The organism is Streptomyces pseudoechinosporeus (genome assembly GCF_054783935.1).
On the sequence record NZ_BAAGPS010000011.1, the window covers coordinates 216,657 to 242,960 of the forward strand.

Consider the following 26,304-nt stretch of genomic DNA (forward strand, 5'->3'; position numbering starts at 1 on the left):
GATGTCATTGAGCCGCCCGGCAATGTGGCCGGGTCCGAGGAGGACGACGGATGACGACGCCGACGGAGCGCTTCCGCAGCGCGCGGGACTTTCTGCTGAAGCACCGCGAGGACTATGCCACGGCATACGAGGGTTTCACCTGGCCCCGGCCGGAGTTCTTCAACTGGGCACTCGACTGGTTCGACGTCATCGCACGCGGCAACGACAGGACGGCCCTGCACATCGTCGAGGAGGACGGCGAGCGCGTCGAGCTGTCCTTCGCCGCGATGTCCGAACGCTCCGCCCGGACCGCCAACTGGCTGCGCGAGCAGGGCGTACGCTCCGAGGACCGCGTCCTCGTCATGCTCGGCAACCAGGCCGAGCTGTGGGAGACGGCCCTCGCCGCGATGAAGCTGCGTGCCGTCGTCATCCCCGCGACACCGCTGCTCGGCCCCGCGGATCTGCGCGACCGCGTCGAGCGCGGACGCGTACGGCATGTGATCGTGCGGGCCGAGGACACCGCCAAGTTCGACGACGTACCCGGCCGCTACACCCGCATCACGGTCGGCGGTGAGCGGAACGGCTGGCGCTCGTACAAGGACGCGTACGCCGCCCCCGCCCACTTCGAGCCCGACGGCGTCACCCGCCCCGACGACCCGCTGATGCTGTACTTCACCTCGGGCACGACCGCGCGCCCCAAACTCGTCGAGCACACCCATGTGTCGTACCCCATCGGCCACTTGACGACCATGTACTGGATCGGCCTCAAGCCCGGCGACGTCCATCTGAACATCTCCTCGCCCGGCTGGGCCAAGCACGCCTGGTCCAACCTCTTCGCCCCCTGGAACGCGGAGGCGACCGTCTTCATCCACAACTACACGCGCTTCGACGCGGCCCGGCTGATGGCGGAGATGGACCGCGCGGGCGTGACGACCTTCTGCGCTCCGCCCACCGTGTGGCGCATGCTCATCCAGGCCGACCTGACCCAGCTGCGGACCCCGCCGCGCGAGGCCGTCGCCGCCGGGGAGCCGCTGAACCCCGAGGTCATCGAGCAGGTACGGCGGGCGTGGGGCGTGACGATCCGGGACGGTTTCGGGCAGACCGAGACGGCCGTGCAGGTGTCCAACAGCCCCGGGCAGCCGCTGAAGACCGGCTCCATGGGGCGGCCCAGCCCCGGCTTCCGGGTCGAGCTGCTCGATCCGGTGTCGGGTGCGCCGGGCGTGGACGAGGGTGAGATCGCGCTGGACCTGTCCGGGCACCCCGTGGGTCTGATGACCGGCTATCACGGCGCCCCCGACCGTACGGCGGAGGCGATGGCGGGCGGCTACTACCGGACGGGCGACATCGGTTCGCGGGACGCGGACGGCTACATCACGTATGTGGGCCGAGCCGACGACGTCTTCAAGGCCAGCGACTACAAGATCAGCCCCTTCGAGCTGGAGAGCGCGCTCCTGGAGCACGAGGCCGTCGCCGAGGCGGCCGTCGTCCCCGCGCCTGACGAGCTGCGGCTCGCCGTCCCGAAGGCGTACGTCGTACTGGCGGAAGGGTGGGAGCCCGGCCCCGACACCGCGAAGGTCCTCTTCGAGCACGCAAGGACCACCCTCGCCCCGTACAAGCGCATCCGCCGCCTTGAGTTCGGCGACCTCCCCAAGACCGTGTCCGGCAAGATCCGCCGGATCGAACTGCGCGAGGCGACGGCAGCGGGGTCGGACGCCGAGTACCGCGAGGAGGACTTCAGGTGACGATGGCCAGTTACACGCATGGGACCAGTACGACGCCCCTGCTCGGCGAGACCATCGGGTCCCGTCTCGATGGGGCGATCGCCGAGTATCCCTCGCGCGACGCGCTCGTGGATGTGCCCTCCGGACGGCGTTGGACGTACGAGGAGTTCGGCGCCGCGGTCGACGAGGTGGCGCGAGGGCTGCTCGCCAAGGGGGTGGTGAAGGGCGACCGGGTCGGCATCTGGGCGGTCAACTGTCCGGAGTGGGTGCTCATCCAGTACGCGACCGCCCGCCTCGGCGCGATCATGGTGAACATCAACCCCGCTTATCGCGCCCATGAGCTGGAGTACGTGCTGAAGCAGGCCGGGATCTCGCTCCTGGTCGCCTCACTCGCGCACAAGAGCAGCGACTACCGGGCACTGGTCGGCCAAGTGCGGGGAAAGTGCCCTCAGTTGCGCGAGACGGTCTACATCAACGACGAGAGCTGGGACGCGCTCGTGGCGGGCGCGGCCTCGGTCCCGTACGAACAACTGGCGGTCCTGGAAGCCGAGTTGAGCTGTGACGACCCGGTCAACATCCAGTACACCTCGGGCACCACCGGCTTCCCGAAGGGGGCCACCCTCTCGCACCACAACATCCTCAACAACGGCTACTGGGTGGGCCGGACCGTCGGCTACACCGAACAGGACCGGGTGTGTGTGCCGGTGCCCTTCTACCACTGCTTCGGCATGGTGATGGGGAATCTGGCCGCCATGTCCCACGGCGCGTGCATCGTCATCCCGGCGCCGTCCTTCGATCCCGCGGCGACGCTGAAGGCCGTGGAGCAGGAGCGCTGTACGTCCCTCTACGGCGTCCCGACGATGTTCATCGCCGAGCTGAACCTCCCGGACTTCGCGACGTACGACCTCTCCTCCCTGCGTACCGGGATCATGGCGGGCTCGCCCTGTCCCGTGGAGGTCATGAAGCGGGTCGTCTCCGAGATGCACATGGCCGAGGTCTCCATCTGCTACGGCATGACCGAGACCTCGCCCGTCTCCCTCCAGACCCGCCGCGACGACGACCTGGAGCACCGCACCGGCACGGTCGGCCGCGTACTGCCGCACATCGAGGTCAAGATCGTCGACCCGGCGAACGGGGTGACGCTGCCGCGCGGCTCCGCCGGCGAACTGTGCACCCGCGGCTACAGCGTGATGCTCGGTTACTGGAACGAGCCCGAGAAGACCGCGGAGTCCGTCGACTCCGGACGCTGGATGCACACCGGGGATCTGGCCCTGATGCTCGACGACGGCTACGTGCAGATCGTCGGCCGGATCAAAGACATGATCATCCGGGGCGGCGAGAACATCTACCCGCGCGAGATCGAGGAGTTCCTGTACGCGCACCCGAAGATCGCGGACGTCCAGGTGGTGGGCGTACCCGATGAGCGGTACGGCGAGGAGGTACTCGCCTGCGTCATCCCGCGCGACCCCGGCGACCCGCTGACCCTGGAGGAGCTACGGGCCTTCTGCGCGGGGCAGTTGGCGCACTACAAGGTGCCCAGCCGGCTGCGGATCATGGAGTCCTTTCCGATGACGGTGTCGGGGAAGGTGCGGAAGGTGGAGCTGAGGGAGCGGTACGAGGAGTAGACAGCACGCGGACTGGACAGCACCACGCCCCGGGCCCCTGCGAGGGGTGGCCGGGGCGTGGTGCTGCGGTGGTCCTCGGCATGCGGCTGTGCGGCTATCCGAACTGGCCGGGCTGGTAGTCGCCGGCAGGCGTCTGGAGCATGACGTTCCCGCGGTTGAAGGCGTTGATGACGGCGATGACGCACACCAGGTCGGCGAGTTGGTCCTCGTCGTAGTACTTGGCGGCGTTCGCCCAGGCCTCGTCCGTGACACCACCGGCCGCGTCGGCGATACGGGTGCCCTGCTCCGCCAGCTCCAGGGCGGCGCGCTCGGCGTCGGTGAACACCGTGGCCTCCCGCCAGGCCGCGACCAGGTTGAGGCGCGTCCAGGTCTCCCCGGCGTGCACGGCCTCCTTGCTGTGCATGTCGGTGCAGAAGCCGCAGCCGTTGATCTGACTGGCGCGAAGCTTCACCAGTTCCTGCGTCGAGACCGGCAGCGTCGATTCCGCGAGCACCTTGCCCGCCGCGACGATGTGCTTGAAGACCTTGCCTGCGACCGGACGGGCCATGACGTCCAACCGAGCTTCCATGGTGAGCTCCTCCGTCGTTGTTGGTGGCTTCACCTCTATGACGGGACGGCTCGGCGAGATGTGACATCCGCGAATGTGACCTGCGTCTCCCGTGCCGCATGGCGGCAGGGAGCCGCCTAGTCGGTGGTGTCCCTGCGCATGCAGACCCGGGGCCACCGGTCGAGACCGTGTTCGGCTTCGCTGGCGCGGATCTTCCGTAGGCCCGGGGTGAGTTCGGGGCCGGTCAGGATGCGGAAGCCGAGGCGCTCGTAGTACGGGGCGTTCCAGGGGACCTCCGTGAAGGTGGTCAGGGTGAGAGCGGGCAGGCCCTCGTCGCGTGCGCGCTCGGCGGCGTACGCGACGAGGGCTCGGCCCACGCCCCGGCGGCCCGCGTCCGGGTGGACGGTGACCTGCTCGATATGAAACGCACCGTCCACAGGCTCACCGACCAGATACGCCACGACACGCCTGGTGACGTCGTCCTCGGCGACCCAGGCATGGCCGGCCTGCCAGAAGTGCTCCAGTACGTCGAGGGCGGGCGGTTCGTCATCGGCGATCTCCGGCATACCGAGGGGGCGGAAGAGTTCGCCCGCGGCGCGTTCGATGTCCTGGAGGAGGGAGAGGTCGGCGGGGGTGGCGGGTCTTATGGGCATGGGGCAAGTATGCGAATTTTGCAGCTGAGTCCGGCATGAATTAGCCCGTCGTGGGGGTCCCCCCGCTCGAGCGAAGCCGAGAGTGGGGGAGTTTGAGGACGAGGCCGTCAGGCCGATACGGGGGTCTGGGGGCGGAGCCCTCGGCCAGGGTCATGCGCCGGCGGCGACCAGCTCGTCCGCCAAGCTGTTGACCGGCTGGGGCGTGCCCGTGAGGTCCAGTACGAAGAGGGGGACGCCGAGGGAGTCGGCTACGGAGCGGGCGTCCTCCGCGTAGCCGGCCAGCGAGAAGTAGACGCAGCCCGTCGACTCCGTCATCGCCGTCAGCCACAGACACTCCACGTCCCGCAACGAGGCCGGCCGCAGAGTTGGGTCGACCTGCGCGAGCACGCCGCGCGCGGCCAGACCGATCCCGGAGGGAGGGCGCTGGTCCGCCCGCCGGATCTCCTGGTAACCGAGCCAGCGGAGGTACAGAGCGGCGGCGGTCACGGCGTCCCGGGCCGTACGTATCGTCACCGGGTTGAACGGGGGCCGGGGGGAAGGAGCCGCCCGGGGGAGGGGGATACGGGGGCGACGGGAGCCGGGGGCTGGATGACCGATATCGGTGCCGGCGTCGGCGTCTGTGGCGTCCGGCTCTCCACCCGTATCCGCCCCCAAGTCGCCCTCCCCCTCCGCGTCGGCCTCCTCCGTCAACGCATGCCCCCGCCCCGACCGCTCCTCCGCCAGCGGCACCCGCAGCACCGTGCCGCAGGGGCAGCCCAGTTCGGGCCTCGGCCACTGGTCCTGGCGGCCGCAGGCCGTGCAGCGGACCGTTATCCAGTCGTCGTCCCAGGTGTGGTGCGTGAGGGACTCCGGGGCCGCGTCCCGGTCGAGTTCGGGTGTGACAGGGGCGCCGCACACACAGGGATACGACGGCGCCGCATAGACATGCTCGCGCCGACAGGCCGGACACCGTACCGGCACGCTCTCGGCCATGACCCACTCCAGAAACGTCACATCCACTAACGCCCCACCGGGACAGGCCCCCATCGTCCTCCAAGCGGGCGATCCACGGCAGGGAGTTGGGAGAACGGGCGTCCGACGCACTACACCGACGCGTACGCGACCCACTCGTACGCGATGGCGGAGTGGTTCCTGCCGGATGGGTGCTGTGCCTTGACGGCCTTTGGGGCCCCACTTACATTGATTCCAGATAGCAGAAATTAGTTTCCATTATACGGAATTCGTCCGGGATCTCAGTGGAAACATGAAGCTCTCCGCGGGGCGCGACGGGAGCCCGAATCCGACCGTCGAAGCAGGAGTACGCAATGGCTCGAATGACCGCTGCCCGCGCGGCAGTTGAGATCCTCAAGCGGGAGGGCGTCACCGACGCGTTCGGTGTCCCGGGCGCGGCGATCAACCCCTTCTACGCCGCGCTCAAGGCCTCCGGCGGGATCGATCACACCCTCGCTCGCCATGTCGAGGGCGCCTCGCACATGGCGGAGGGGTACACCCGCACAAGTGCCGGCAACATCGGCGTCTGCATCGGCACCTCCGGCCCTGCCGGCACCGACATGATCACCGGCCTGTACTCCGCGACCGGTGATTCGATCCCGATCCTGTGCATCACCGGCCAGGCACCGACCGCCGTGATCCACAAGGAGGACTTCCAGGCCGTCGACATCGCCTCGATCGCCAAGCCGGTCACCAAGATGGCGGTCACCGTGCTGGAGGCCGCGCAGGTGCCGGGCGTCTTCCAGCAGGCCTTCCACCTGATGCGCTCGGCCCGCCCCGGCCCGGTCCTCATCGACCTCCCCATCGACATCCAGCTCACCGAGATCGAGTTCGACCCGGAGACGTACGAGCCACTGCCGGTCTACAAACCGTCCGCGACCCGCGCCCAGATCGAGAAGGCCCTGGCGCTCCTGGGCGAGTCCGAACGCCCGCTCATCGTCGCGGGCGGAGGCATCATCAACGCCGATGCCTGCGAACTCCTCGTGGAATTCGCCGAATTGACCGGCATCCCGGTCGTCCCCACCCTCATGGGCTGGGGCGTCCTCCCCGACGACCACGAACTGAACGCCGGCATGGTCGGCCTCCAGACCTCACACCGCTACGGCAACGCGACCTTCCTGGAATCCGACTTCGTTCTCGGCATCGCCAACCGCTGGGCCAACCGCCACACCGGCAAGCTGGACGTCTACACGGCCGGCCGGAAGTTCGTCCACGTCGACATCGAGCCGACACAGATCGGGAAGATCTTCCCGCCGGACTACGGGATCGCGTCCGACGCGAAGGCGGCTCTTGAGCTCTTCGTGGAGGTGGCGCGGGAGTTGAAGGCGGCGGGTGCCCTGCCGGACCGGTCCGCGTGGGCTCGCCGGGCGCAGGAGAAAAAGGCCCGGCTCCAGCGGCGTACGCACTTCGACGACATCCCGATCAAGCCGCAGCGCGTGTACGAGGAGATGAACAAGGTCTTCGGACCGGAGACCCGGTACGTGTCCACGATCGGCCTCTCGCAGATCGCCGGCGCCCAGATGCTGCACGTCTACCGGCCGCGCCACTGGATCAACTGCGGCCAGGCGGGCCCTCTCGGCTGGACCGTCCCGGCCGCGCTGGGCGTCGCCAAGGCCGACCCGGAGGCGTCCGTGGTCGCCCTCTCCGGCGACTACGACTTCCAGTTCATGATCGAGGAGCTGGCCGTCGGCGCCCAGCACGGGATCCCGTACGTGCACGTCCTGGTGAACAACGCTTACCTCGGCCTGATCCGCCAGGCCCAGCGGGCGTTCGACATCGACTTCCAGGTCAACCTCGAGTTCGAGAACCTCAACTCCCCCGAACTGGGCGTCTACGGCGTCGACCACATCAAGGTCGCCGAGGGCCTGGGCTGCAAGGCGCTCCGCGTCACGGACCCGAGCGAGCTGGGCGCGGCCTTCGAGCAGGCGCTGAAGCTCGCCGCCGAGTTCCAGGTCCCGGTGGTCGTCGAAGCGATCCTGGAGCGCGTCACCAACATCTCGATGTCCACGACGAACGACATCAGCGCTGTGGTGGAGTTCGAGGAGGTCGCTACGGAGCCGGGCCATGCGCCCACGTCCATCAAGAGACTGAAGGTCTGACACACGGCGCGTGCAGCGAGGGGCGGCCCAGGCGGGCCGGCCCTCGCTGCACATGGCTCCCCCGATCCGAGGCCCGCCGCCCCCGTGCCGGCGGGCCTCATGTGCTGAGGATGTGCCCGCAGGCAGGGGGAGTTGAAGCCCCTGGGGCCAGGTTCAGAGGTTGATTTGAGGCTTGCGTAGGGGGCGTACGCACCGTGGAGTACGGGCGGGACGCAGTGAGCGCCGGGCACGGGACGGATCCGGCACCGTCGCGTATGCGAACGCGAGGATCGGGAGGTTCCGCAGTCGGAGATCGCGCGCGGCTGGGAGGCGCCGGACGGCCGCATGCTCTGCTACCACGACGACACCACCGCCCAACTCGCCGCCGAGGGCAGAGGAACCTGGTGCTACTACGAACCCGAGATCACTCACGGTGCCCCGCACTCGGCGACGTGCGCGGGAAGTTGGTCACGCGAAAATTCCTTCGCCCTGCAGGTATGCGCCCGCGCGCGCTGCGGCTGCGGCGGCCTCGGCGGACCGGTCTGCGGCGGCTTCGTCGAGGCTGTCGCCGCTGGTCAGCAGGCGGTAGTAGAGAGGGGCGGAGACGGCACGGATCACCTCGTGGGGGTCGGTGCCCTCAGGTACCTCCCCCCGGTCGATGGCCTGCTGGACGCAGGGTGCCCACTCCTTGACGCGGATGTCGTAGAAGCGGTGCAGGGCCTCGGCCGTCTTCGACTCGCAGGTGGCGGCCGCGATCACCGCTTTGAACAGTGCCCCCTGCCGCGGGTCGGCCAAGGTGCGCTGCACGAGCCGGGCGTTGGCCTTGAGGTCGCCGAGCAGCGAGCCGGTCTCGGTCCGTGGCAGTGACTGCTCGGCCATGTCCAGCAGCAGGTCGGCCACCAGGCTGGTCACCGTTCCCCAGCGGCGGTAGACGGTGGTCTTGCCCACTTCGGCACGGCGCGCGATGTCGGCGAAGTCCAGGTGGGCAAATCCCTGCTCCGCCAGGGTGTCCCCGGTCGCCTGCAGCACTGCCGCCCGCACCCGCGCCGTGCGCCCTCCGGGGCGGACGGTCCCCGGCTCCGTACCTTCAACCCCCATAACGGTACTCCAGTTCCGTTAATTGCTCACGCCTGCTACGTTGAGAACCACTCTAACGGAACGGTAGACCCGTTAGTTGCCCCTCCGATGAAAGAGGATCAGCATGGAATACAGGCGGCTGGGTGCGTCCGGCCTCAAGGTCCCCGCGCTGAGCTTCGGTGCCGGCACCTTCGGCGGCCGAGGACCGCTGTTCGGCGCCTGGGGCAACACCGATGCGCGAGAAGCGCGCCGCCTCGTGGACATCTGCCTCGACGCCGGGATCACGATGTTCGACACCGCCGACGTCTACTCCGGCGGCGCGTCCGAGGAGGTCCTTGGCGAAGCGATCAAGGGCCGCAGGGGCCAGGTGATCGTGTCCACCAAGACCAGCCTGCCGATGGGCGACGGCCCGGGAGAGGCGGGCTCCTCCCGTTCGCGTCTGATCACCGCTTGCGAGGACGCCCTGCGCCGGCTCGGCACCGACTACATCGACCTGTTCCAGCTGCACGCCTTCGACGCCGGCACGCCGGTCGAGGAAGTCCTGTCCACACTCGACGATCTCGTACGGGCGGGAAAGGTCCGTTACCTCGGCATCTCCAACTTCTCTGGGTGGCAGGCGATGAAGTCCCTCGCGGTCGCGGAGAGGTATGGCCGCCCGCGTTATGTCGCACATCAGGTCTACTACTCTCTCATCGGCCGCGACTACGAATGGGAGCTGATGCCCCTCGGGCTGGATCAGGGCCTCGGAGCCCTCGTCTGGAGCCCCCTCGGCTGGGGACGGCTCACCGGCAAAGTCCGCCGCGGCCAGCCGCTACCGGCCAATAGCCGACTGCACCACACCGCCGACTACGGCCCACCGGTCGGGGACGAATACGTCTACCGCGTGGTCGACGCCCTCGACGAGATCGCACAGGAGACCGGCAGAAACATTCCGCAAATCGCCCTCAACTGGCTGCTGCAGCGGCCCACCGTCTCCTCCGTCATCATCGGCGCCCGCAACGAGCAGCAGCTCCGTCAGAACCTCGGCGCCGTCGGCTGGACGCTCACGCCCGACCAGATGGCGAAACTCAATGCGGCGAGCGGCAAGACGGCGCCCTACCCGTACTTCCCCTACCAGCGCCAGGAAGGCTTCGCTCGCCTCAACCCGCCAGTGGGTGACGCCGCGCCTTTGTCTGCTGCCTGACATCGGCGTCAAGTAGGTCGAGCGGACGAACATGCGTCCCAGGCTCGGGCTGGCGGAGTGCCACCTCGCCCAACGCCTCCCTGAGCCTGGACTGCTGCGGTGACGGCCCTTCGTTCCCCATGTCCGCCAACTCAGTAGGGACACTTCCCCCGCCTCTCCTCGTGAGGGCAGGATCATGGCCATGCGCATTCTGGTCATCGGCGGGACCTGGTTCCTGGGCAAGTCCATCGCGGAGCGAGCGCTTGCGAAGGGATGGGACGTCACCACCTTCAACCGCGGGCGATCCGGCCCTGACGTCGTGGGCGTACAGCCGGTCCACGGTGACCGTACGGTCCGGGCGGATCTGACCCGGCTCGCCCAGCGCGGCCCATGGGACGCCGTGATCGACACGTCCAGCTCCGAACTCGCGCCGCGTGACGTCCTGTTGGCCACCACCGCACTCCGGGACACGGCACAGCGTTGGGTCCACATTTCCACTGTGTCCGTCTACGAAGGGTGGCCGCACCAGCCGTTGACGGATGCTTCACCGGTGCTGGAGTGCCCTGCGGACGCCGACGAGACGTACGGGTACACGGGCGAGGACGGAAGCCCCACGGTGTACGGGTTCCAGAAGGCCGGCGGCGAACGCGCCGTCACCGAAGCCTTCGGGGACGCGGCAGTCTTCCTGCGGTCGGGCGTGATCCTCGGCCCCGGTGAGTACGTCGGCCGCCTCCCCTGGTGGCTGAACAGGGCCAAGCGCGGCGGGCGCATCGTGGCCCCGGCGCCGTCCGGGCAGCGCATCCAGCCGGTCGACGTCCGCGACGTCGCCGAGTTCGCGCTGGACCGGGCCGCGAGTGCGACCGGCGGCGGCTACAACGTCACGCACCCCGAGGGGATCGCCTTCGCTGACTTCCTCGGCGAGTGCCTGACGGTGACGGACAGTACGGGAATCCCGGTGTGGGTGGAGCCGGACGTCCTGATCGAGCAGGGCGTGCAGCAGTGGACGGAGCTGCCGTTGTGGCGTACGCACGCAGGCGTGTGGTCGGTGGACTCAGGGCGTGCCGTCGCCGCGGGCCTGCGCTGTCGGCCGATCGCTGAGACGATCCGGGACACCTGGGCGTGGCTTGCCCGGGACGGGCGCCCCGTGGACCACCCGCGGTGGGCAGCGCACGGGATCGCCCCGGAGAAGGAGGCGAAGATCCTCGCCTCGCTGTGATCAGGCTTCGAGGGCGAGGAGCCCGACGTGCGGGCCGATCTGGTACGGCGGGGACACGCGAGTGAAGTCCTCGATCCGCTCGCGTAGTTGTCCGGGAAGCTGCGCGCCGTGGTACGTCGGCCGTGACAGGTGGCGGTGGATACGGGCCGTGCGGACCACGATGCCCGTCATCCGCTGATCGCTCGGGATCTCCCACACCGGCGTCAGTGCTGCGGATGCTCCCTCGACGTCGTCGGCCAGGAGGCGCGCCATCGCCAAGTCGGCCGCCGCGCCGCCCCGAACATGGGCTGACTGGTCTTCCCGCGATCGCTGTTCAAGGAGGTCGAGCGCCTCTCGGGCGGCGGCCTCGGCTCGGCCGCCGTCGCCGATGATGAGCGCGGTGGTGCTGTTGGACATGGCCAGCCGCTCGGCGGTGAAACCGAACTCGCCGCCCACCGCGTCGTGGAGCTCATCCACGCGGTCGCGGCCGGTTTCCCCGGAGAGCCGGATTGCCTGCTGCGCGGACGCGATGTCGCCGAGGTGGGCGTACGCACGTGCCTGAATCGCGTGCAGGCGTCGTTGTGCGACGTCGCCGAGTCCGCCGTACGACAGGGCACGGACGGCTTTGGCTACGGCTTCGGTGTTGTCACCCGCGTGGTACGCGATGTACGCCAGGGTCCCGTCGGCGAACGCCCGCAACGGCGCGAACCGTGTGCTCTCTCCGAACAAGGCGGCAGTGCGGGCGAACGTCCTCGCGTGGCGCAGGTAGCCGAGGTTGAAGGCCGCGGAGGACAGCAGGGCCGCCACCTGGCCGTTGAGGATCATCAGGACTTGGAGCTGCGCAGGCGCCTGCGTCCGGTCCCTCTGGCGCTCGATCTCCTGGCGAAGGGCGTCGGCCTCCTCGAAAGCCCTCACCGGCGCGAGGCGGTGATAGCGCCGCGCGAGGGTGACGACCTGGTCGTGGAGCTCGTCGATGGTGTTGTCGGAGACGGACGTACCGGCGGTTGCGTCGGCGTCCTCATGGGCTTCACGTGCGGTCATTGCGATTCGTTCTTCCAGATCCAGGTCGTATGCGGGTACCTGGGCGTCGATGACCTCGGACGGCCGCGCGAACAGTTGCTCCGCGGTGTGGCCGGGGAACATGCGCTCAAGAATCGCGCATGTCTCGGCTCCGGGCAGGCCCATGAGCTTGCCGCCAGTCCAGCGCCGGAACTGAGGCTCACCGCAGGTTGGATTGTTGGGGTTGCGACCGAACAGCTCCACCCCGGTCTGGGTGAACCGCTCATTGAACTTGCGGTATGTCAGCCGCTCCCGGTCACACAGCAACTTGAGCAGTGTGTTCGGCTCGCCGCTCATACCGCCCCCGCTCTCCGGCGCCGCTCAGCCGGCGCGTCCGTGGATCGATCCCTTCTCCGGAAGGGGATACCTTCGGCTCCTCTCACGGCAACACGCCCTGAACAGAAGCGACTTCAAAGCTACCCCGAGGCTGCGTCTGTCACTCGAAAGTGCCTCAGAGGCAACCCTTCAGGAGATGGCGGGGCTACGGGAGGACGGAGAACGCTGATCGCCAACCCCGTGGGCGGGGCTCCCTCCCCGCTCCCTGACCAAGGCGTGACGATGACCAGAGCAGGAACCACACAGGACAACGCCACCAGCCCGGATCCCACCGCGACCGGAGCGGGCGTGCTCGTGCACTCCCGCCAGGATCGCGAGATCGCGGTCGGTACCTGGCTCCTGGCGGCGGCGCAGGACATGAAGCAGGCCCGGACTCAGTGGCAGGAGAGTGGGATCGCGCTCCTGCGGTGCGGGGGCCTGTTCGGTGCGATCCGGATCTCGGGTGACCTGGTGCGCACGGCGGCCGGTACGGACAACTCCCGGAAGATCGACGCCTTCCTCGCGGAGGCCTTGCAGGGTGGCCCGGTGTTCGTGGACCTGTATGCCCAGCGGTACTACGTCCTCGTACCGGTGAGCGCCGGGCGGCGCTACGAGTGGGCCGTCCGCCGTGACCCGGAGGCGGAGTTCCTCGGGCGCGGCTGCTTCCTCGGCGTACCGCGACCGGATCGTACGGAGCCGGAGGGCGTGCGCTCGTACTGGTGCGTCCCGATGGACGGCCCCGGCGACCTCGCCGTTCCGGACGCGGTGTCCCAACTCCTCGCGATGGCTCGGTTCCGGCGCGCGAAGGCGGAGAGGGAAACCGATGAGTAACCAGTGCCACCGTAAGAGCGACCGAGAAACGAGGAGACCCATGCAGGCCACAGCGCCGGACGATCAGGTCACCCCTTGGGGTGTCAGCCGTATGAAGCCGTTCCCTCCTGCTGAAGTTCTGCCCGCTGCCCGCGCGGTCCTCGACGCCGAGACGCAGACCGCTGCGTGGGTGGACCCTGACGGCACCCTGGTGCCGTCACTGGACCGGCACAAGCGGACGGAGACGTCGAAGGAGACAGCGACGAAGACCAGCCTCGACGGCACCCCGGACCAGGGCAGCGACCAGCAGGGAGACAGCGATTGATGGCCGCGGGTGGGCCGCCCGTCCTGGTCGTCACGCGCCTGGGCGACGCAACAGCCGACGAGGTGATCACCGAACTCAACCGGCGCCGCGTGCCCGTGGTACGCCTGGATCCCGGGGACTTTCCCACGACGGTCACCGCGTCGGCGGTGTTCGACAGCATTGGGCCCGGCGGCACCCTGGCCACCGAGTCCCGCACGCTCGACCTGGACAGCGTGCGCTCGGTGTACTGGCGGCGGCCCACTCCCTACACCGCCGACCTCGCCATGAGCGGGCAGACCGCCCGCTGGGCTGTGGAGGAGGCCCGCTACGGGCTCGGCGGTATCCTCGCCGCCCTCCCCGGCGCCCACTACCTGAATCACCCGTGGTGCAACCGGGATGCCGAGTACAAGCCCGCGCAGCTGGCGATGGCGGCCCGCTGCGGGCTGACCGTGCCTCCCACCCTGATCACCAACGACCCCGACCAGGCCCGCGCGTTCGCGACCGAGCACGGGCCGGTGCTCTACAAGCCGCTGAGGGAAACCGACTACGCCGACGCTGACGGCCGGGCGCTGACGGTGTGGATCGACGATGTCACCTCCGCCCAGATCGACGACCGGATACGCCACACCGCGCACCTGTTCCAGCAGCGGGTGACCAAGACCGCCGACATCCGCCTGACCGCCGTGGGCGAGCGTCTGTTCGCCGTCCGGCTCGACGGCTCGCCCGGTGTCGACTGGCGACGCCACTACGACCGGCTCACCTACACCCCCATCACCGTCCCGCCCGAGACCGCCAAAGGGGTACGCGCCTACCTCGACGCCTTCGGCCTGGTCTTCGGTGCTTTCGACTTCGGTCTGGACGCCCAGGGCCTGTGGCACTGGTATGAGTGCAATCCCAACGGCCAATGGGCGTGGTTCCCCGACCACATCACCGCTCCGATCACCGCCGCCCTCGCCGATCAGCTCCAGCACGGAGGCCACGCATGACCGCCGACCCGGCCCAGCTCCGCCGCGCACTGGCTGCGGCCATCCCTGTGGAAGACCCCGCGTGGCGTGATGCGCTCGCAGCCGTCCCGCGTGAACTCTTCCTCGACGACACGGTGTTCCGCCCGTCCGGCACCCAGTGGGAGCCCGTGCACCGCCGCACGACCGGCGACGACGAATGGCTCCGCCTCGTCTACCAGGACACCACCTGGGTCACCCAGATCGACGGTATCGCCGCCGCGGACGCCCCCGGACCGCTGACCGGCAGCCCCACCTCGTCCAGCACCCTGCCCTCACTGATCGTGCGCATGCTCGACCTCGCGCGCATCCGCGAGGGTGACAAGGTGCTGGAGATCGGCACCGGCACCGGCTACTCCACCGCCGTCCTCTGTCACCGCCTCGGCGACAAGAACGTGTACTCCATCGAATACGACCCGCACCTTGCCGCCGCCGCAGCAGGCCACATCCACGCCGCCGGATACGCCCCGACGCTCGTCACCAGAGACGGACTCGCCGGGCACAAGGACGCCGCCGACTACGACGCGATCGTGGCGACCTGCGCGGTCCGGCACATCCCTACCGCCTGGCTGTACCAGGTGCGCGACGGCGGAACCATCACCACCACCATCAGCGGGTGGATGCTCGCCTCCGGCCTCATCCGCCTCACCGTCCACGACGACGGCACCGCCACCGGACGCTTCGCTGGGGACCAGATCGGCTACATGCTCGCCCGCCCCCACGAACGCCCGCCCCGCCCCACCTACTACCAGCGCCTGGGCGACGCCCGCCCCGCCCGCCTGGACCTCGGCCTTCTCGACGACTGGACCGGCCACTTCCTCGCCCAGCTCGCCGCGCCCTCCGCCGAACTCATGACCACCGGCGACGGCGTGATCCTCGTAGACGTCGCCACCGGCTCACAGGCATGGACCGAACCCGCAGGCAACGGCTGGCAGGTACACCAGCACGGCCCCCTGCGCCTGTGGGATGCCGTGGAGGACGCCCTCACCACCTGGCAGGAGGCCGGAGCACCCCCACAGTCCGACTTCGGCATGACCGTGGAGGCCGACGGCACCCAACACGTCTGGCTCGGGGCACCTGACGGACCCACGTGGCACCTGCCGGTCTGACCCTGAGCACAGAGGGACGAGACGATGGACGGCCCGGAAAGTGGTTCATGTCCGTGCCCGGCGGCTCATTGTGTGTCCGGATGGCGCCGCCGCCCAGGCGCGACAGGACAGATGTCAAGCGGCGGCGCCACCCGGAGTCATCGGGGCGTCAGACCTGCGCGCCGGAGAGGCGCTCGACCGCGCGCAGCAGCGCCGAGTGGTCCAGGCCGCCGTCGCCCTGTGTACGTAGCGAGGCGACGAGTTGGGCGACGACGGCGCCGACCGGCAGTGCGGCGCCGACGTTGCGGGCGGCGTCCGTGACGATGCCCATGTCCTTGTGGTGCAGGTCGATGCGGAAGCCCGGCTTGAAGTCGCGGTTCAGGAAGTTGTCCTTCTTGCGTGTCAGCACGGTGGAGCCGGCGAGGCCGCCGTTCAGGACGTCGAGGGCCGCGTTCAGGTCGACGCCCGACTTCTCCAGGAACACGACGGCTTCGGCGCAGGCCTGGATGTTCACGGCGACGATCAGCTGGTTCGCGGCCTTCACGGTCTGGCCGGAGCCGTGCGGGCCGCAGAGCACGATGGTCCTGCCGAGCGCCTCGAAGACCGGCTTCGCCTCGTCGAAGTCGGTCTGCTCGCCGCCGACCATGATGGACAGTACGGCCTCGACGGCGCCCGCCTCGCCGCCGGAGACGGGGGCGTCGAGGACGCGGATGCCCTTCGCTGCCGCGGCCTTGGCCAGGTCGACGGAGGTCTGCGGGGTGATGGACGACATGTCGATCAGCAGGGTGCCGGACCTGGAGTTCTCCAGGATGCCGTCAGGGCCGTACGCGATGGCCTCGACCTGCGGCGATGCGGGCACCATCGTGATCACGACGTCGGCGTCCCGCACGGCTTCGGCGATGGAGCCGGCCGCGGTCCCGCCGGCAGCGGCCAGGCGGTCGAGCTTGTCCTGCTCCAGGGTGTGGCCGGTGACGTCGTAACCCGCCTTGATCAGGTTCTCGGACATGGGGGAGCCCATGATGCCGAGCCCGATCCACGCGACCTTGGGAAGTTCGCTGCTCATCAGGGTGCCTCTCCAACTGCTGTACTACGTCTGTGGGTTGCCGTTCAGCGGGCGGCGCGGGCCTCGCGCGGCAGCCACTCGAAGGCCTCCGTGCTCGGGCGGTCGCCCGGCTTGTACTCCAGGCCCACCCAGCCCTCGTAACCCGCCTTCCTGAGCTGGTCCAGCAGGTCCTCCAGCGGCAACGTCCCCGTACCCGGTGCACCGCGCCCCGGGTTGTCGGCGATCTGGACGTGGCCGGTCTTCGCGGCGTACCGCTCGATCACCGACGGCAGGTCCTCGCCGTTCATGGACAGGTGGTAGAGGTCCATGAGGAACCTGGCGTTGCCGAGGCCGGTCGCCTCGTTGACCTTGTCGACGATGCCGATGCCGGCCGGGGCGGACACCAGCGGGTAGCGCGGCGACTCCGGCTGGTTGAGGGTCTCGATCAGGAGGATCGCGCCGATGCGGTCGGCGGCCCGGGCCGCGAGCGCCAGGTTCTCCAGCGCGAGCGCGTCCTGCTCGGCCGGGTCCATGCCCTCGACGCGGTTGCCGTACAGCGCGTTGAGCGCCCCGCAGCCCAAGGACTGGGCGAAGTCCGCCACCACGTCGACGTTCGCGCGGAACTTCTCCGACTCCTCGCCCGGAATCGACAGCGCGCCCCGGTCCGGGCCCGGCAGCTGCCCGGCGTAGAAGTTCAGGCCGGTCAGCCGCACGCCCGCGTCCTCGATCGCCTGCTTCAGGGCATCGAGTTCGGACTGGTCGGGAGTGGGGGAGTCGACCCAGGGCCACCACAGCTCGACCGCGCTGAAGCCCGCCGCGGCGGCTGCCGCGGGGCGCTCCAGGAGCGGGAGTTCCGTGAAGAGGATGGACAGGTTGACGTTGAAGCGCTGGTCTGTGGCTGTGGCCCATTCGGAACCTGGCATCGGGGTCGGCGCCCCCTTTCCTTGATATTTCATAATGCGGAATTTAGTTTCTGCTTAATGGAAAGGCTGCCCAAGGCGGGGGAACCCTGTCAAGAGCGGGCGCAGAAAAACGCCCCCCGCGCGGGATGCGCGGAGAGCATGACCAGGGAGATGGTCAGGGAGTGTGCTCAGAGCGCGTCGACGGCGCTCACCTTCCAGCCCTCGGACGTGCGGTCGAGGGTCATCCGCACCCGGTTGAGATCCACGCGCGGCCCCGACACCTGGGTGCTCCTGGTCACCTGGTTGACGAAGAGCAGCACGACCGCCTTGTCCGGTGAGGCCGACACGACCGAGGCCGCGGGAGTGCCGCCGCCGGCGGGTTCCACGACGGTGGCCTTCACCACTCCCTCGTACTTCCTGGCCGTCGGCCCGACCACTGTCTTCGTGGTCTTCCGGTACTCGTCGCGGAAGTCCCCGGTGAGATGGGCGCGTGCCGCGTCGAAGCCACGGTCCAGGCGCCGGTAGTCGTACGACAGCACGACGGGCGCCGCCTTCCGCGCGGCCGTGAGCGCCTGCCCGCGTGCCTGCTCGGCCCGCCGCCCCTCGCGGTACTGCCATCCGAGCACGGCGACCGCGACCAGACCCGCCACGAGCAGGAGGGACAGGATTGCGGTGAGCAGCCTCGCGCGGGACCGGCGCGCAGCGGTACCGGAGACGGTCCCGCCCTCGTTCTCGTCCTCGCCCTCTGGCGGATCCTCCTCGAAGGACTCCGGTGACGGCTCCGGCGGGTCGTCCCAGCCGTCCGGAACCTCGATGAGCACGGTGGGCCCGGACTCCTGCCCTTCCGGCCGCCGCGGTGTCTTGTCGGCGGTCTCTTCCACCGGGGCCGGGACCCCGGGATCGCCGGTGACGCGCTCCGCGCGCTTGGCCGCCGCGCGCTTGGCCGCCGTCAGGGTGCGGCGGGCGGGCGAGCCGGCGCCGCGCGTTCGGGAAGTCGGGTTCGCCACGGTCTTTCTCCTTACTGGTCGTACGGAACTGTTTGCACGGCGGGGCGGAGCCCGGTCAGCCGACGAACTCCACGTCGGACGTCAGCCAGCGACTGTCCCGCAGGACGAGGTCGAGTTGCAGCCGGTACGTGCGCGCCTCCCCGTCGGGTACGGCCGTGTTGGTCACCTTGCTGTCGGCGACCACCAGGACCCGGGCCGAGCGCTCGTCGGAACGGACGATGCCCGCATCGAGGACCCGGCCCTCGGACACCGACTTGTTCCGGGCGACCAGCGCGGTCAACTCCTCGGTCTGCGCGGCGAACTGCTCCTTGAAGTCGCCGGTGGCGCCCTTCAGCACGTTCCCGCTGTCCCGGTCGTAGTGCCGGTAGTCGAGCGAGGTGAAGTTCAGCGCCGACTGACGAGCCGCCGCGAGGATGTCCTGGCGCCGCTGCTCCGCCTCGTGCCGCTCGAGCAACTGGAGGCTCAGCCAGACGGTCAGCACAGTGGTAACAGCCGTCGCCACGGCGAGCCCTGCTGACAGGGCCCTGCGCCGCCGGGCGGAACCCAGAAGTGCCCCGCGCCGCCCGGCGAACGCCAGGACCCCCAGCGCCTGCAGCTTCCCGATCACGCCATCGGTCCCACGAGCAGCCATTGCCACGATTCCTTTCCGAACACGGTCTGCTGTCCGCCCGTCGAGCCGATCTCGACGGGCGTTCCGTCCGGGCCGGTGGCGGTGCCGGTCTCCGGGTCGTACGGCGCGACGTACGCCGCCCGGTCGGCAGCGCCGGAGCCGGACGACGCACCGGGCGCGTTCTGTGCGCCGCGCACCGAGGTGTCCCCGCCGCGCGGAGCCGTGCAGCGGGCGTCGGTGTTGGCCGGGCGCGTGCTCGTGTCCGCGGGGTCGCGCCGCCGCGTCCCGTATCCCTGGGTGCACGGCGGCGGATCGTCGGCGTTGAGGACAAGCCCGAAGTGGGTGGTGCCATCACCCGGGATGACGGTGTAACTGCCCGCGACCACCACCGGGAAAGTGACCAGGGCCTGCTCCACGCCGGGCAGCCGCGCCAGCGTGACCTGGCCGCCGCTGATCAGGTTGGCCAGCAGGACCGGCAGATCCGGACTGGTGGACTTGAGCAGCGAGTTGACCTCCTGCGCGGCCGGTGTCGCGTTCCCGATCAGCTTGCGCAGATCCCCGTCGCTCGACTTCAACTCCGCGGTGAGCGCCGCCAGATCGCGAGAGAACGACTTGATGGACGAGCCCTGGTCGGCCTGCGTCTTGAGGACCTTCCGTGAGTCCTCGATCAGCGAGATCGTCTGCGGGAGCGAGTCGGACGCCGACTCGACCAGTGCGTTGCCCGAGTCCACCAGCCGGCTCAGCGGCGGTCCGGTGCCGGAGAAGGCTTTGCCCAACTCGTCGACGGTGACCCGCAGATCGTCCTTGCCGACCGAGGTGACCAGCCGGTCCAGACTGAGGACCATGTCCGTGGTGGGCAGCGGGACCCGCGTGCTCTCGCGCGGGATCGTGCTGCCCTCGAGCAGATACGGCCCGCCGGAGTTGCGCGGCTGCAGATCGACGTACTGCTCGCCCACCGCCGAACGGTTCGCCACCACGGCCAGGGTGTTCGCCGGGATGCGCGGCCCGTCGCCCTCGATGTCGAGGGACACCGTGACGCCGTCGGAGCCGGTGAGCCGCAGCGCGCCGACCCGGCCCACCGGCACTCCGCGATACGTGACCTCGGCGCCGGAGAAGATGCCCCCGGAGTCGGCGAAGTCGGCCCGCACGGTGTAACCGCGGTCGAGGAGTTCGTCCACCAGGCCCGTGTACTCGGCGCCGACGTACGACACTCCGACGGCGGTGACGGTGGCGAAGGCGAGCAGTTGAGCCTTGACCGTACGTGTGATCACGGCTGTATCCCCTTCAGCATGAGCTCCGCGAGCGCGAGGTCGATCCCTGACGGAAGTCCGCCTGAGCCTGAGGTCCCGTGGGCGGCATAACTGCTGGTGCACACCGGTGGGCACAGCGGGCCGCCGTCCGAGGGCGCCGAGGGCTCGACGGGTGCGTCCGGCAGGTTCGGCGTGCTCGGCAGCGCCGTGGGGGTCGGCAGATCCGGTACGTCCGGTACGTCCGGGAGTTCGGGCAGATCCGGAACCTCGGGCTCGTCGTCCTGGCCCTTGTCCTCCCCACCCCCCGCTCCGGGCTCGTCGGTGAGGTTGCCGTAGATGCCCGTCAGATCGAGGTCGGCGGTGATCTTGAGGTTGACGTAGTCGCCCTTGACGGCGTCGACCGCGTTGCGCGGAAACGGGTAAGTGGTCAGCAGCTCAAGGGAGTTGGGCAGATCGTCGCCCGCCTTGTTCAGCTGTTGCAGGATCGGTCTCAACTGCTTCAGGTTCGCGACCGTGTCGTCCCGCGAGGCGTTGACCACCTTGGTGCCGGTCTTGCCGAGCTTCGACAGCGCGGTGAGCATCTTCGTCAGATCACGTCGTTGGTCGGCGAGGACCTTCAGGGCGGGCGGCATGGTGTCGACGGCCCGGGCGATGGTCTTCTTCTCCTTCCCGAGCCGTTTCGCCAGCCGGTCGATGCCCTTGAGTGCGCGCACGATGTCCTTGCGCTGTTCGTCCAGTCCGCCGAGGAACGTGTTCAGCTCCTTGAGCAGGGACTTGACCCTGTTCTCCCGGCCCGCCAGAGCCTTGTTGAGCTCCACGGTGATCGTCTTGAGCTGGGCCACTCCGCCGCCGTTGAGGAGCGCGGACAGGGCGGACAGCACCTCCTCGATCTCCGGGTTACGGCCGCTGCGGGACAGCGGGATCCGGTCGCCGTCGCCGAGCCGGCCCACGGGGTCCGCGTCCGGCGGGGCGGACAGCGCCACGTACTTCTCGCCGAGCATGCTGGTCTGCCGCAGCTCGGCGACCGCGTTGCCGGGCAGCTTCACCGAGTCGGCGACCCGCAGCCGTACCCGCGCGTGCCAGCCGGCCAGCTCCACCTTCTCGACCGCGCCCACGGTGACGTTGTTGACCTTGACCGCCGACTGCGGCACCAGGTCGAGTACGTCCCTGAACTCGACCGTGACGTGATAGGCGTGGCCGTCCGCGGCGGCGCCGCCGGGCAGCTGGACGTCGTACCAGCCGTTGAACTCGCAGCCGGACAGCAGCACCGAACCGACCGCCGCCCAGGCGACCGCCCCGCCCTTGCGCAGCATGCTCATGCGTTCGCCCCCAGAATTCCGCCCAGCGTCCGGTCGACCGTGCCCGTGCTCGGCACCGCCGGGGCCCGCGGCACTTCGGGCAGGGAGTCGAAGAGCTTCTCCAGGTCCCCGCAGTCGGGGTTCTTGCCGCCCTCGTCCCCGGTCGTCCTCAACAGGGAGCACAGCAGCGCGGCCGGATCCTGCGGCCCGTCCGGGTTGTTGCGGGTGTCGAGGGTGCCGGCGGACGCGTTGTAGGCGTTCTGGAGATTGGAGAGACCGGTGGGCGCGACCTCCAACAGCTCTTCCAAAGCGGCCCGTTGAGTGACAAGAACCTTCGTGACCTTGCTCAGCCCCTTCACGTTCGAGGTCAGCGACTTCTTGTTCTTCTTCACGAACTCGGAGATGTCCCCGAGCGCCGTCCCCAGATGCTTCAGCGCCGCCGCGAGGTCCTTGCGCTCCCCGGCGAGCTGCTTCGCCACCTTGGCGAGGCTGCTGTTGAACGACCGCACGCTCTTGTCGTCGGCCGCCAGCGCGGCCGTGAACACCTGCAGGTTCCGTACGGTCCCGAACAGGTCCCCCCGTCCGTCGGACAGGGTCGTGACCGCCTGCGAAAGGTCCTCGACCGTCTGGTTCAGGTTCTCGCCCTGCCCGTCCAGGTTGTCCGCGCTCACTCCCAGCAGCCGTGACAAGGAGCCGTCCTTGTTCGCGCCCTTCGGGCCGAGCGCCTCCGAGGTGGTGTGCAGACTGTCGAAGATCCGGTCCAGTTCGACCGGTACGGCCGTACGCGCCTCGGGGATCACGTCTCCGTCCCGCAGCACCGGGCCCTTCCGGTACACCGGCAGCAGCTGTAGGTAACGGTCGCTGACCACCGAGGAGTTGATGATCGCCGCCTTGGCGTCGGCCGGCACCTTGCGGCCCTCCTCGTACTCGAACTCGACCCGCACCCGCTCGCCCTCCGGCGTGATCTTCTTGACCTCGCCGATCCGGACACCGAGGACGCGGACGTCCGAGCCGGGGTAGATGCCGACGGTGCGCGGGAAGTACGCGGTGACGCGCACGGGTTCGGAGCGCGGCCACAGCACGACGGTGAGTGTGGCGACGACGGCCAGGGCGGTGACCAGGGCCAGGCGGCGAGCCAGGGGTGAACTTCCCCATGGTGACTTCATCGCGAGCCTCCCGTCCGAGGCACCACCGGAGCGGCGACCAGGTTCTGGATGTAGCTGTCGAACCAGCGGCCGTTGCCGAGGGTGTTGGTGAAGACCCGCACATAGGGCGCGAGCAGTTTGACGCTCCGGTCGAGACTCGACTGGTTGCGTTCCAGCATCTTCACGAAGGTGTTGAGGCCCTTGAGGGCGGGCCCGATCTCCTTGCTGTTGTCCTCGACCAGACCGGAGAGCTGGATGCCGAGCGCGGCCGAGCTCTTGAGCAGGTTGTGGATCGCCGTGCGCCGCTTGTTGATCTCCTTGAACAGCTTGTCGCCGTCCTTGACGAGTGCGGAGAAGTCCTCGGAACGCTCGGCCAGCACCCCGGTGACCCCGTTCGCGTGGTCGAGGAGTTCACGCAGCGCCTTGTCGCGCGAGGCGACCGTCCTGGAGATCCGCGACAGCCCCTTGATGGACGCCCGTACCTCGGCGGGCGAGTCCTGGAACGTGGTGGAGATGGTGTCCAGCGCCTGCGCGAGCCGCTCCGTGTCGACCTCCTCGGTCGTGGTGGTCAGATCGCTGAAGGCCTGCACGACGTCGTACGCCGCGACCGTCCGCCGCAGCGGGATCTCGCTGCCGGGCTTCAACTGCCCCGGCCCCTTCGGATGCAGCGCCAGATACTTGGCGCCGAGGATCGTCTTGACGCGGATCGACGCACCGGTCGCCGGGCCGAACCCCGGCTCGCCCTTGACCTTGAAGGTGACCTTGACGTGGTCGCCATCCAGATCGACCTCCTCGACCTTGCCGACCTTGACCCCGGCGATCCGCACCTCGTCGCCCGCCTTGAGCCCGCCCGCCTCCGAGAAGGCCGCGCTGTACGTCCGGCCGCCGCCGATCAGCGGGAGACTGTCGGCGTTGAACGCGGCTACGGCCAGCAGGGCGAGGGTGGTGAGACCGACGGCGCCGATGATCACGGGGTTGCGGTCCCGGAACGGCTTCAGGCGTGGGCGAAGCCGTATCCGAGGCAGCCTCGGCTGCGGGATTCTCGGCAGCCTCGGCCGAAGGAATCTCAGCAGCTTCGGCGGGTCGATGCGGACCTTCACCAGGGGTTCCGGACGGTGCTTGCGGGGACGCTGCTTGCGGGTCATCCGCCACACCTCGCCCTCGCCACATGCAGCTCGGGAGTGAGCACTTCCCGCGTCTTCGGCAGCACCACACGGCCGTCGAAGTCACAGAGATAGAAGTTGAACCACGAGCCGTAGGACGCCGTCCCCGTCAGCTCGCCCAGCTTGTTCGGCAGCCGCTTCAGCACGCCCTCCACGGTCTTCTCGTTCTTGTTCAGCGTTCCGGTGAAATCGGTCAGCTCGGTGATGTCGTCCTTGAGCGGCGGGCGCGCGTCCTCGAGCAGTCCCGAGGTGGCCGCGGCCAGGTCGCCGATGCTCACCAGCGAGTCGCCGATGGGCTTGCGGTCGGCGGACAGTCCGGAGATCACCCGACGCAGCTGCTTGAGCAGTCCGGAGAAGCGGGCGCCGCGCCGGTCGAGCGTCTTCAGCACGGTGTTGAGGTTGTCGATCACGGAACCGATCAGCTGGTCGCGGTCCGCGAGCGTGGTCGTGAGCGAAGCCGTGTGCGCAAGCAGGCTGTTGACGGTGCCGCCCTCGCCCTGAAGCGTCTTGATGATCTCGGTGGCGAGCTGGTTGACGTCCTTGGGGCTGAGCGCGGCGAACAGCGGCTTGAAGCCGTTCAGCAGCGCGTTGAGATCCAGGGCCGGCTGGGTCCGCGACAGCGGAATCATGCCGCCGGGCCGCAGCCGTGTCCCGTCGCCCGCGCCCTCGGTCAGCGCGATGTACCGCTGTCCGACCAGATTCCGGTAGCGGACGACCGCGCCGGTGCTGCGCAGCAGCGGACGGTCCGCGCTGACCGTGAAGCTCACCTGTGCCCGCGTACGGTCCTTGATTCGGATGCCCTCGACCTCGCCGACCCGCACCCCGGCCACCCGTATGTCGTCGCCCTCCTCCAGGCCCGTGACGTCGCTGAACACCGCGCGGTACGTGTGCTCGGGAGTGAAGGAGATGTTGACGATGGTGGCGGCGAGCAGGGCCGTCGCCAGGATCGTCACCACCGCGAAGAGGCTGAACTTGATCAGCGGCGCGGCGGCCTGCCGCGCTCCCGTCGCCTTCGTACGAACTGTCCTCATGCGACGCTCACCGCCGTACCGCGGGCCATCGGGCCGAACAGCAGGGTCGCAACCGGCGGCACCTCGTCGGCGGGCACACCCATCACGGGCGCCACGAGCGAACCGACCGCGCGCTGTTCGGCCTCGGTGGCGGACACGTCGACTCCGCCGGGCAGCCCGCTGTTGCCCGAACTCCCCTTCGCCGTACCGTCGTTGAGCCGGGTGTCGGGTGCCGGCACGCTGGGTCCCGGGAGACCTCTGCAGTTCGGGCCCGACCGCTCGCCATAACGCGGCTCCTCACCCGGTTCGTACGCGGGCCGCTGCCGGACGACTTCGAGGGTGATGCGCATCTCGCCGCCCCGGAATGCCTCCTCCGCGGCCTCCTCCTGCCTGACCAGGCCTTCGAGGAGGCAGGGGTACTCGGGCGAGTAGCGGGCGAAGAGGTCCAGCGTGGGGCGCGAGACCCGGCCGAGGGTGATCAGCCGGTCGCCGTTGTCGTCGAGGAACTCGTCCGCGGTGCCCGCGACGCCGGTGGTCGCGGTGAGCGCGGCGGCCAGTTGGTTCCGCTTCTCGACGAGGGTGCGGCTGGTGGTGACGGTGTTGTGCAGGATCTTCATCAGGTCGGGCGCCGCGTCGCCGTACACCTCGGCGACGTCGGCGAACCGCGCGATGTCCTCCTTCAGGGAGGGCATGTGCGGGTTGAGGCGGCGCAGATAGTCCTCGACGCGGACGAGGTTGTCGCCGATCCGGTCCCCGCGCCCCTCCAGCGCGGTGGAGAACGCCGAGAGCGTGGCGTTGAGCTTGCCGGGCTGCACGGTCCGCAGCAACGGCAGCAGATCGTTCAGCAGTTGCTGCAACTCGATACCGACCTTCGTACGGTCCTGGGTGATGACGTCCCCGGCGCGGATGGCCCGGGCCGAGGAGTCGCGGGGCGCCACGAGGTCGACGTATTTCTCGCCGAACAGTGTCTTGGGCAGCAGCCGCGCGTGCACGTCGGCGGGGATGTGCGCGACGTGCTCCGGCTTGAGTGCGATGTCGAGCGTGGCCTTCTCGCCGTCGGCCCGCACCGCGCGCACCTCGCCCACCAGCAGCCCGCGCAGCTTGACGTCGGCGCGCGGATCGAGCTGGTTGCCGAGGCTGTCGGCCTCCAGCGTGACGCGCACGACCGGGGTGAACGCCTGCTGGTAGACGGCCACGGCGAGCGACAGCAGCAGCGCGAGCACGGCGAGGAACACGAGGCCGTACAGCCGCAGTCTCAGCACTCTCATCCCGC

The 26,304-nt window shown here is 69.3% G+C and carries 24 protein-coding genes; 9 read left to right on the top strand and 15 right to left on the bottom strand.

Annotation, left to right across the window (positions count from 1 at the left end; all coding sequences use genetic code 11):
* The first annotated feature begins 50 nt into the window (after positions 1-50).
* Positions 51-1,721 carry an AMP-binding protein gene (locus ACYVO6_RS17430; protein WP_461062235.1) on the top strand — a complete coding sequence of 557 codons (1,671 nt, stop codon included), beginning with the start codon at positions 51-53 and terminating at the stop codon, positions 1,719-1,721.
* A gap of 2 nt (positions 1,722-1,723) precedes the next feature.
* Positions 1,724-3,325 (top strand): AMP-binding protein, encoded by a 1,602-nt coding sequence (locus tag ACYVO6_RS17435; RefSeq protein WP_461062333.1) that lies wholly within the window; start codon positions 1,724-1,726, stop codon positions 3,323-3,325.
* 94 nt (positions 3,326-3,419) lie between these two features.
* Here the strand turns inward: ACYVO6_RS17435 and ACYVO6_RS17440 are convergent, their stop codons facing one another.
* The 3 genes from ACYVO6_RS17440 to ACYVO6_RS17450 form a co-directional block, all read right to left on the bottom strand.
* Positions 3,420-3,893 (bottom strand): carboxymuconolactone decarboxylase family protein, encoded by a 474-nt coding sequence (locus ACYVO6_RS17440; RefSeq protein WP_461062237.1) that lies wholly within the window; start codon positions 3,891-3,893, stop codon positions 3,420-3,422.
* A 116-nt stretch (positions 3,894-4,009) separates the two neighbouring features.
* Positions 4,010-4,525: a GNAT family N-acetyltransferase gene (locus ACYVO6_RS17445; RefSeq protein ID WP_461062239.1), complete on the bottom strand. Its 516-nt coding sequence runs from the start codon at positions 4,523-4,525 to the stop codon at positions 4,010-4,012.
* A 150-nt stretch (positions 4,526-4,675) separates the two neighbouring features.
* Positions 4,676-5,497: a hypothetical protein gene (locus ACYVO6_RS17450; RefSeq protein WP_461062241.1), complete on the bottom strand. Its 822-nt coding sequence runs from the start codon at positions 5,495-5,497 to the stop codon at positions 4,676-4,678.
* Positions 5,498-5,829: 332 nt separating this feature from the next.
* On the opposite strand from ACYVO6_RS17450, the gene gcl reads away from it, so the two are divergent.
* Entirely contained in the window at positions 5,830-7,614 is a 1,785-nt protein-coding gene (gene gcl, locus ACYVO6_RS17455; protein ID WP_461062243.1) for a glyoxylate carboligase, read from the top strand.
* Between the two features lie 447 nt (positions 7,615-8,061).
* On the opposite strand, the gene ACYVO6_RS17460 is transcribed toward gcl, so the two are convergent.
* Entirely contained in the window at positions 8,062-8,691 is a 630-nt protein-coding gene (locus tag ACYVO6_RS17460; RefSeq protein ID WP_461062245.1) for a TetR/AcrR family transcriptional regulator, read from the bottom strand.
* A gap of 103 nt (positions 8,692-8,794) precedes the next feature.
* On the opposite strand from ACYVO6_RS17460, the gene ACYVO6_RS17465 reads away from it, so the two are divergent.
* Both ACYVO6_RS17465 and ACYVO6_RS17470 read left to right on the top strand, forming a co-directional pair.
* The gene (locus ACYVO6_RS17465; RefSeq protein ID WP_461062247.1) at positions 8,795-9,853 is read left to right on the top strand and encodes an aldo/keto reductase; all 1,059 of its coding nucleotides are present in this window, start codon (positions 8,795-8,797) and stop codon (positions 9,851-9,853) included.
* A gap of 181 nt (positions 9,854-10,034) precedes the next feature.
* Positions 10,035-11,048, top strand: a complete 1,014-nt coding sequence (locus ACYVO6_RS17470) for an NAD-dependent epimerase/dehydratase family protein (protein WP_461062249.1) — start codon at positions 10,035-10,037, stop codon at positions 11,046-11,048.
* Here the strand turns inward: ACYVO6_RS17470 and ACYVO6_RS17475 are convergent, their stop codons facing one another.
* Positions 11,049-12,383 (bottom strand): DNA-binding protein, encoded by a 1,335-nt coding sequence (locus tag ACYVO6_RS17475; protein WP_461062251.1) that lies wholly within the window; start codon positions 12,381-12,383, stop codon positions 11,049-11,051.
* 261 nt (positions 12,384-12,644) lie between these two features.
* Between ACYVO6_RS17475 and ACYVO6_RS17480 the strand changes: the two genes are divergently transcribed.
* Genes ACYVO6_RS17480 through tgmC form a run of 4 tightly spaced genes read left to right on the top strand, consistent with a single transcriptional unit; the run spans position 12,645 to position 15,625 of the window.
* Positions 12,645-13,232 carry a hypothetical protein gene (locus tag ACYVO6_RS17480; protein WP_461062253.1) on the top strand — a complete coding sequence of 196 codons (588 nt, stop codon included), beginning with the start codon at positions 12,645-12,647 and terminating at the stop codon, positions 13,230-13,232.
* A gap of 40 nt (positions 13,233-13,272) precedes the next feature.
* On the top strand, positions 13,273-13,536 hold the full coding sequence (tgmA, locus tag ACYVO6_RS17485) for a putative ATP-grasp-modified RiPP (protein ID WP_461062255.1): 264 nt from the start codon (positions 13,273-13,275) through the stop codon (positions 13,534-13,536).
* Positions 13,536-14,501, top strand: a complete 966-nt coding sequence (tgmB, locus tag ACYVO6_RS17490; RefSeq protein WP_461062257.1) for an ATP-grasp ribosomal peptide maturase — start codon at positions 13,536-13,538, stop codon at positions 14,499-14,501. The genes tgmA and tgmB overlap by 1 nt, the downstream gene beginning before the upstream one ends.
* On the top strand, positions 14,498-15,625 hold the full coding sequence (tgmC, locus tag ACYVO6_RS17495; protein ID WP_461062259.1) for an ATP-grasp peptide maturase system methyltransferase: 1,128 nt from the start codon (positions 14,498-14,500) through the stop codon (positions 15,623-15,625). The genes tgmB and tgmC overlap by 4 nt, the downstream gene beginning before the upstream one ends.
* Before the next feature lie 148 nt (positions 15,626-15,773).
* Here the strand turns inward: tgmC and ACYVO6_RS17500 are convergent, their stop codons facing one another.
* The 10 genes from ACYVO6_RS17500 to ACYVO6_RS17545 all read right to left on the bottom strand — a co-directional run bounded on the left by ACYVO6_RS17500 (position 15,774) and on the right by ACYVO6_RS17545 (position 26,299).
* Positions 15,774-16,667 (bottom strand): 2-hydroxy-3-oxopropionate reductase, encoded by an 894-nt coding sequence (locus ACYVO6_RS17500; RefSeq protein ID WP_461062261.1) that lies wholly within the window; start codon positions 16,665-16,667, stop codon positions 15,774-15,776.
* 44 nt (positions 16,668-16,711) lie between these two features.
* A complete protein-coding gene (locus tag ACYVO6_RS17505) occupies positions 16,712-17,569 on the bottom strand; it encodes a TIM barrel protein (protein WP_461062263.1) in 858 nt (285 codons plus the stop codon).
* Between the two features lie 167 nt (positions 17,570-17,736).
* Entirely contained in the window at positions 17,737-18,555 is an 819-nt protein-coding gene (locus tag ACYVO6_RS17510) for a hypothetical protein (RefSeq protein ID WP_461062265.1), read from the bottom strand.
* Positions 18,556-18,610: 55 nt separating this feature from the next.
* The gene (locus tag ACYVO6_RS17515) at positions 18,611-19,186 is read right to left on the bottom strand and encodes a hypothetical protein (RefSeq protein WP_461062267.1); all 576 of its coding nucleotides are present in this window, start codon (positions 19,184-19,186) and stop codon (positions 18,611-18,613) included.
* Positions 19,159-20,436, bottom strand: a complete 1,278-nt coding sequence (locus ACYVO6_RS17520; protein ID WP_461062269.1) for an MCE family protein — start codon at positions 20,434-20,436, stop codon at positions 19,159-19,161. Before ACYVO6_RS17520 ends, ACYVO6_RS17515 begins: the two co-directional genes overlap by 28 nt.
* Positions 20,433-21,734 (bottom strand): MCE family protein, encoded by a 1,302-nt coding sequence (locus tag ACYVO6_RS17525; RefSeq protein WP_461062271.1) that lies wholly within the window; start codon positions 21,732-21,734, stop codon positions 20,433-20,435. Before ACYVO6_RS17525 ends, ACYVO6_RS17520 begins: the two co-directional genes overlap by 4 nt.
* On the bottom strand, positions 21,731-22,879 hold the full coding sequence (locus ACYVO6_RS17530) for an MCE family protein (protein WP_461062273.1): 1,149 nt from the start codon (positions 22,877-22,879) through the stop codon (positions 21,731-21,733). Before ACYVO6_RS17530 ends, ACYVO6_RS17525 begins: the two co-directional genes overlap by 4 nt.
* Positions 22,876-24,003, bottom strand: a complete 1,128-nt coding sequence (locus ACYVO6_RS17535) for an MCE family protein (protein WP_461062275.1) — start codon at positions 24,001-24,003, stop codon at positions 22,876-22,878. Before ACYVO6_RS17535 ends, ACYVO6_RS17530 begins: the two co-directional genes overlap by 4 nt.
* Positions 24,000-25,052, bottom strand: coding sequence for an MCE family protein (locus ACYVO6_RS17540; RefSeq protein ID WP_461062277.1), 1,053 nt, complete (start codon positions 25,050-25,052; stop codon positions 24,000-24,002). The genes ACYVO6_RS17535 and ACYVO6_RS17540 overlap by 4 nt, the downstream gene beginning before the upstream one ends.
* Positions 25,049-26,299, bottom strand: a complete 1,251-nt coding sequence (locus tag ACYVO6_RS17545; protein WP_461062279.1) for an MCE family protein — start codon at positions 26,297-26,299, stop codon at positions 25,049-25,051. The genes ACYVO6_RS17540 and ACYVO6_RS17545 overlap by 4 nt, the downstream gene beginning before the upstream one ends.
* Between the last annotated feature and the right edge of the window lie 5 nt (positions 26,300-26,304).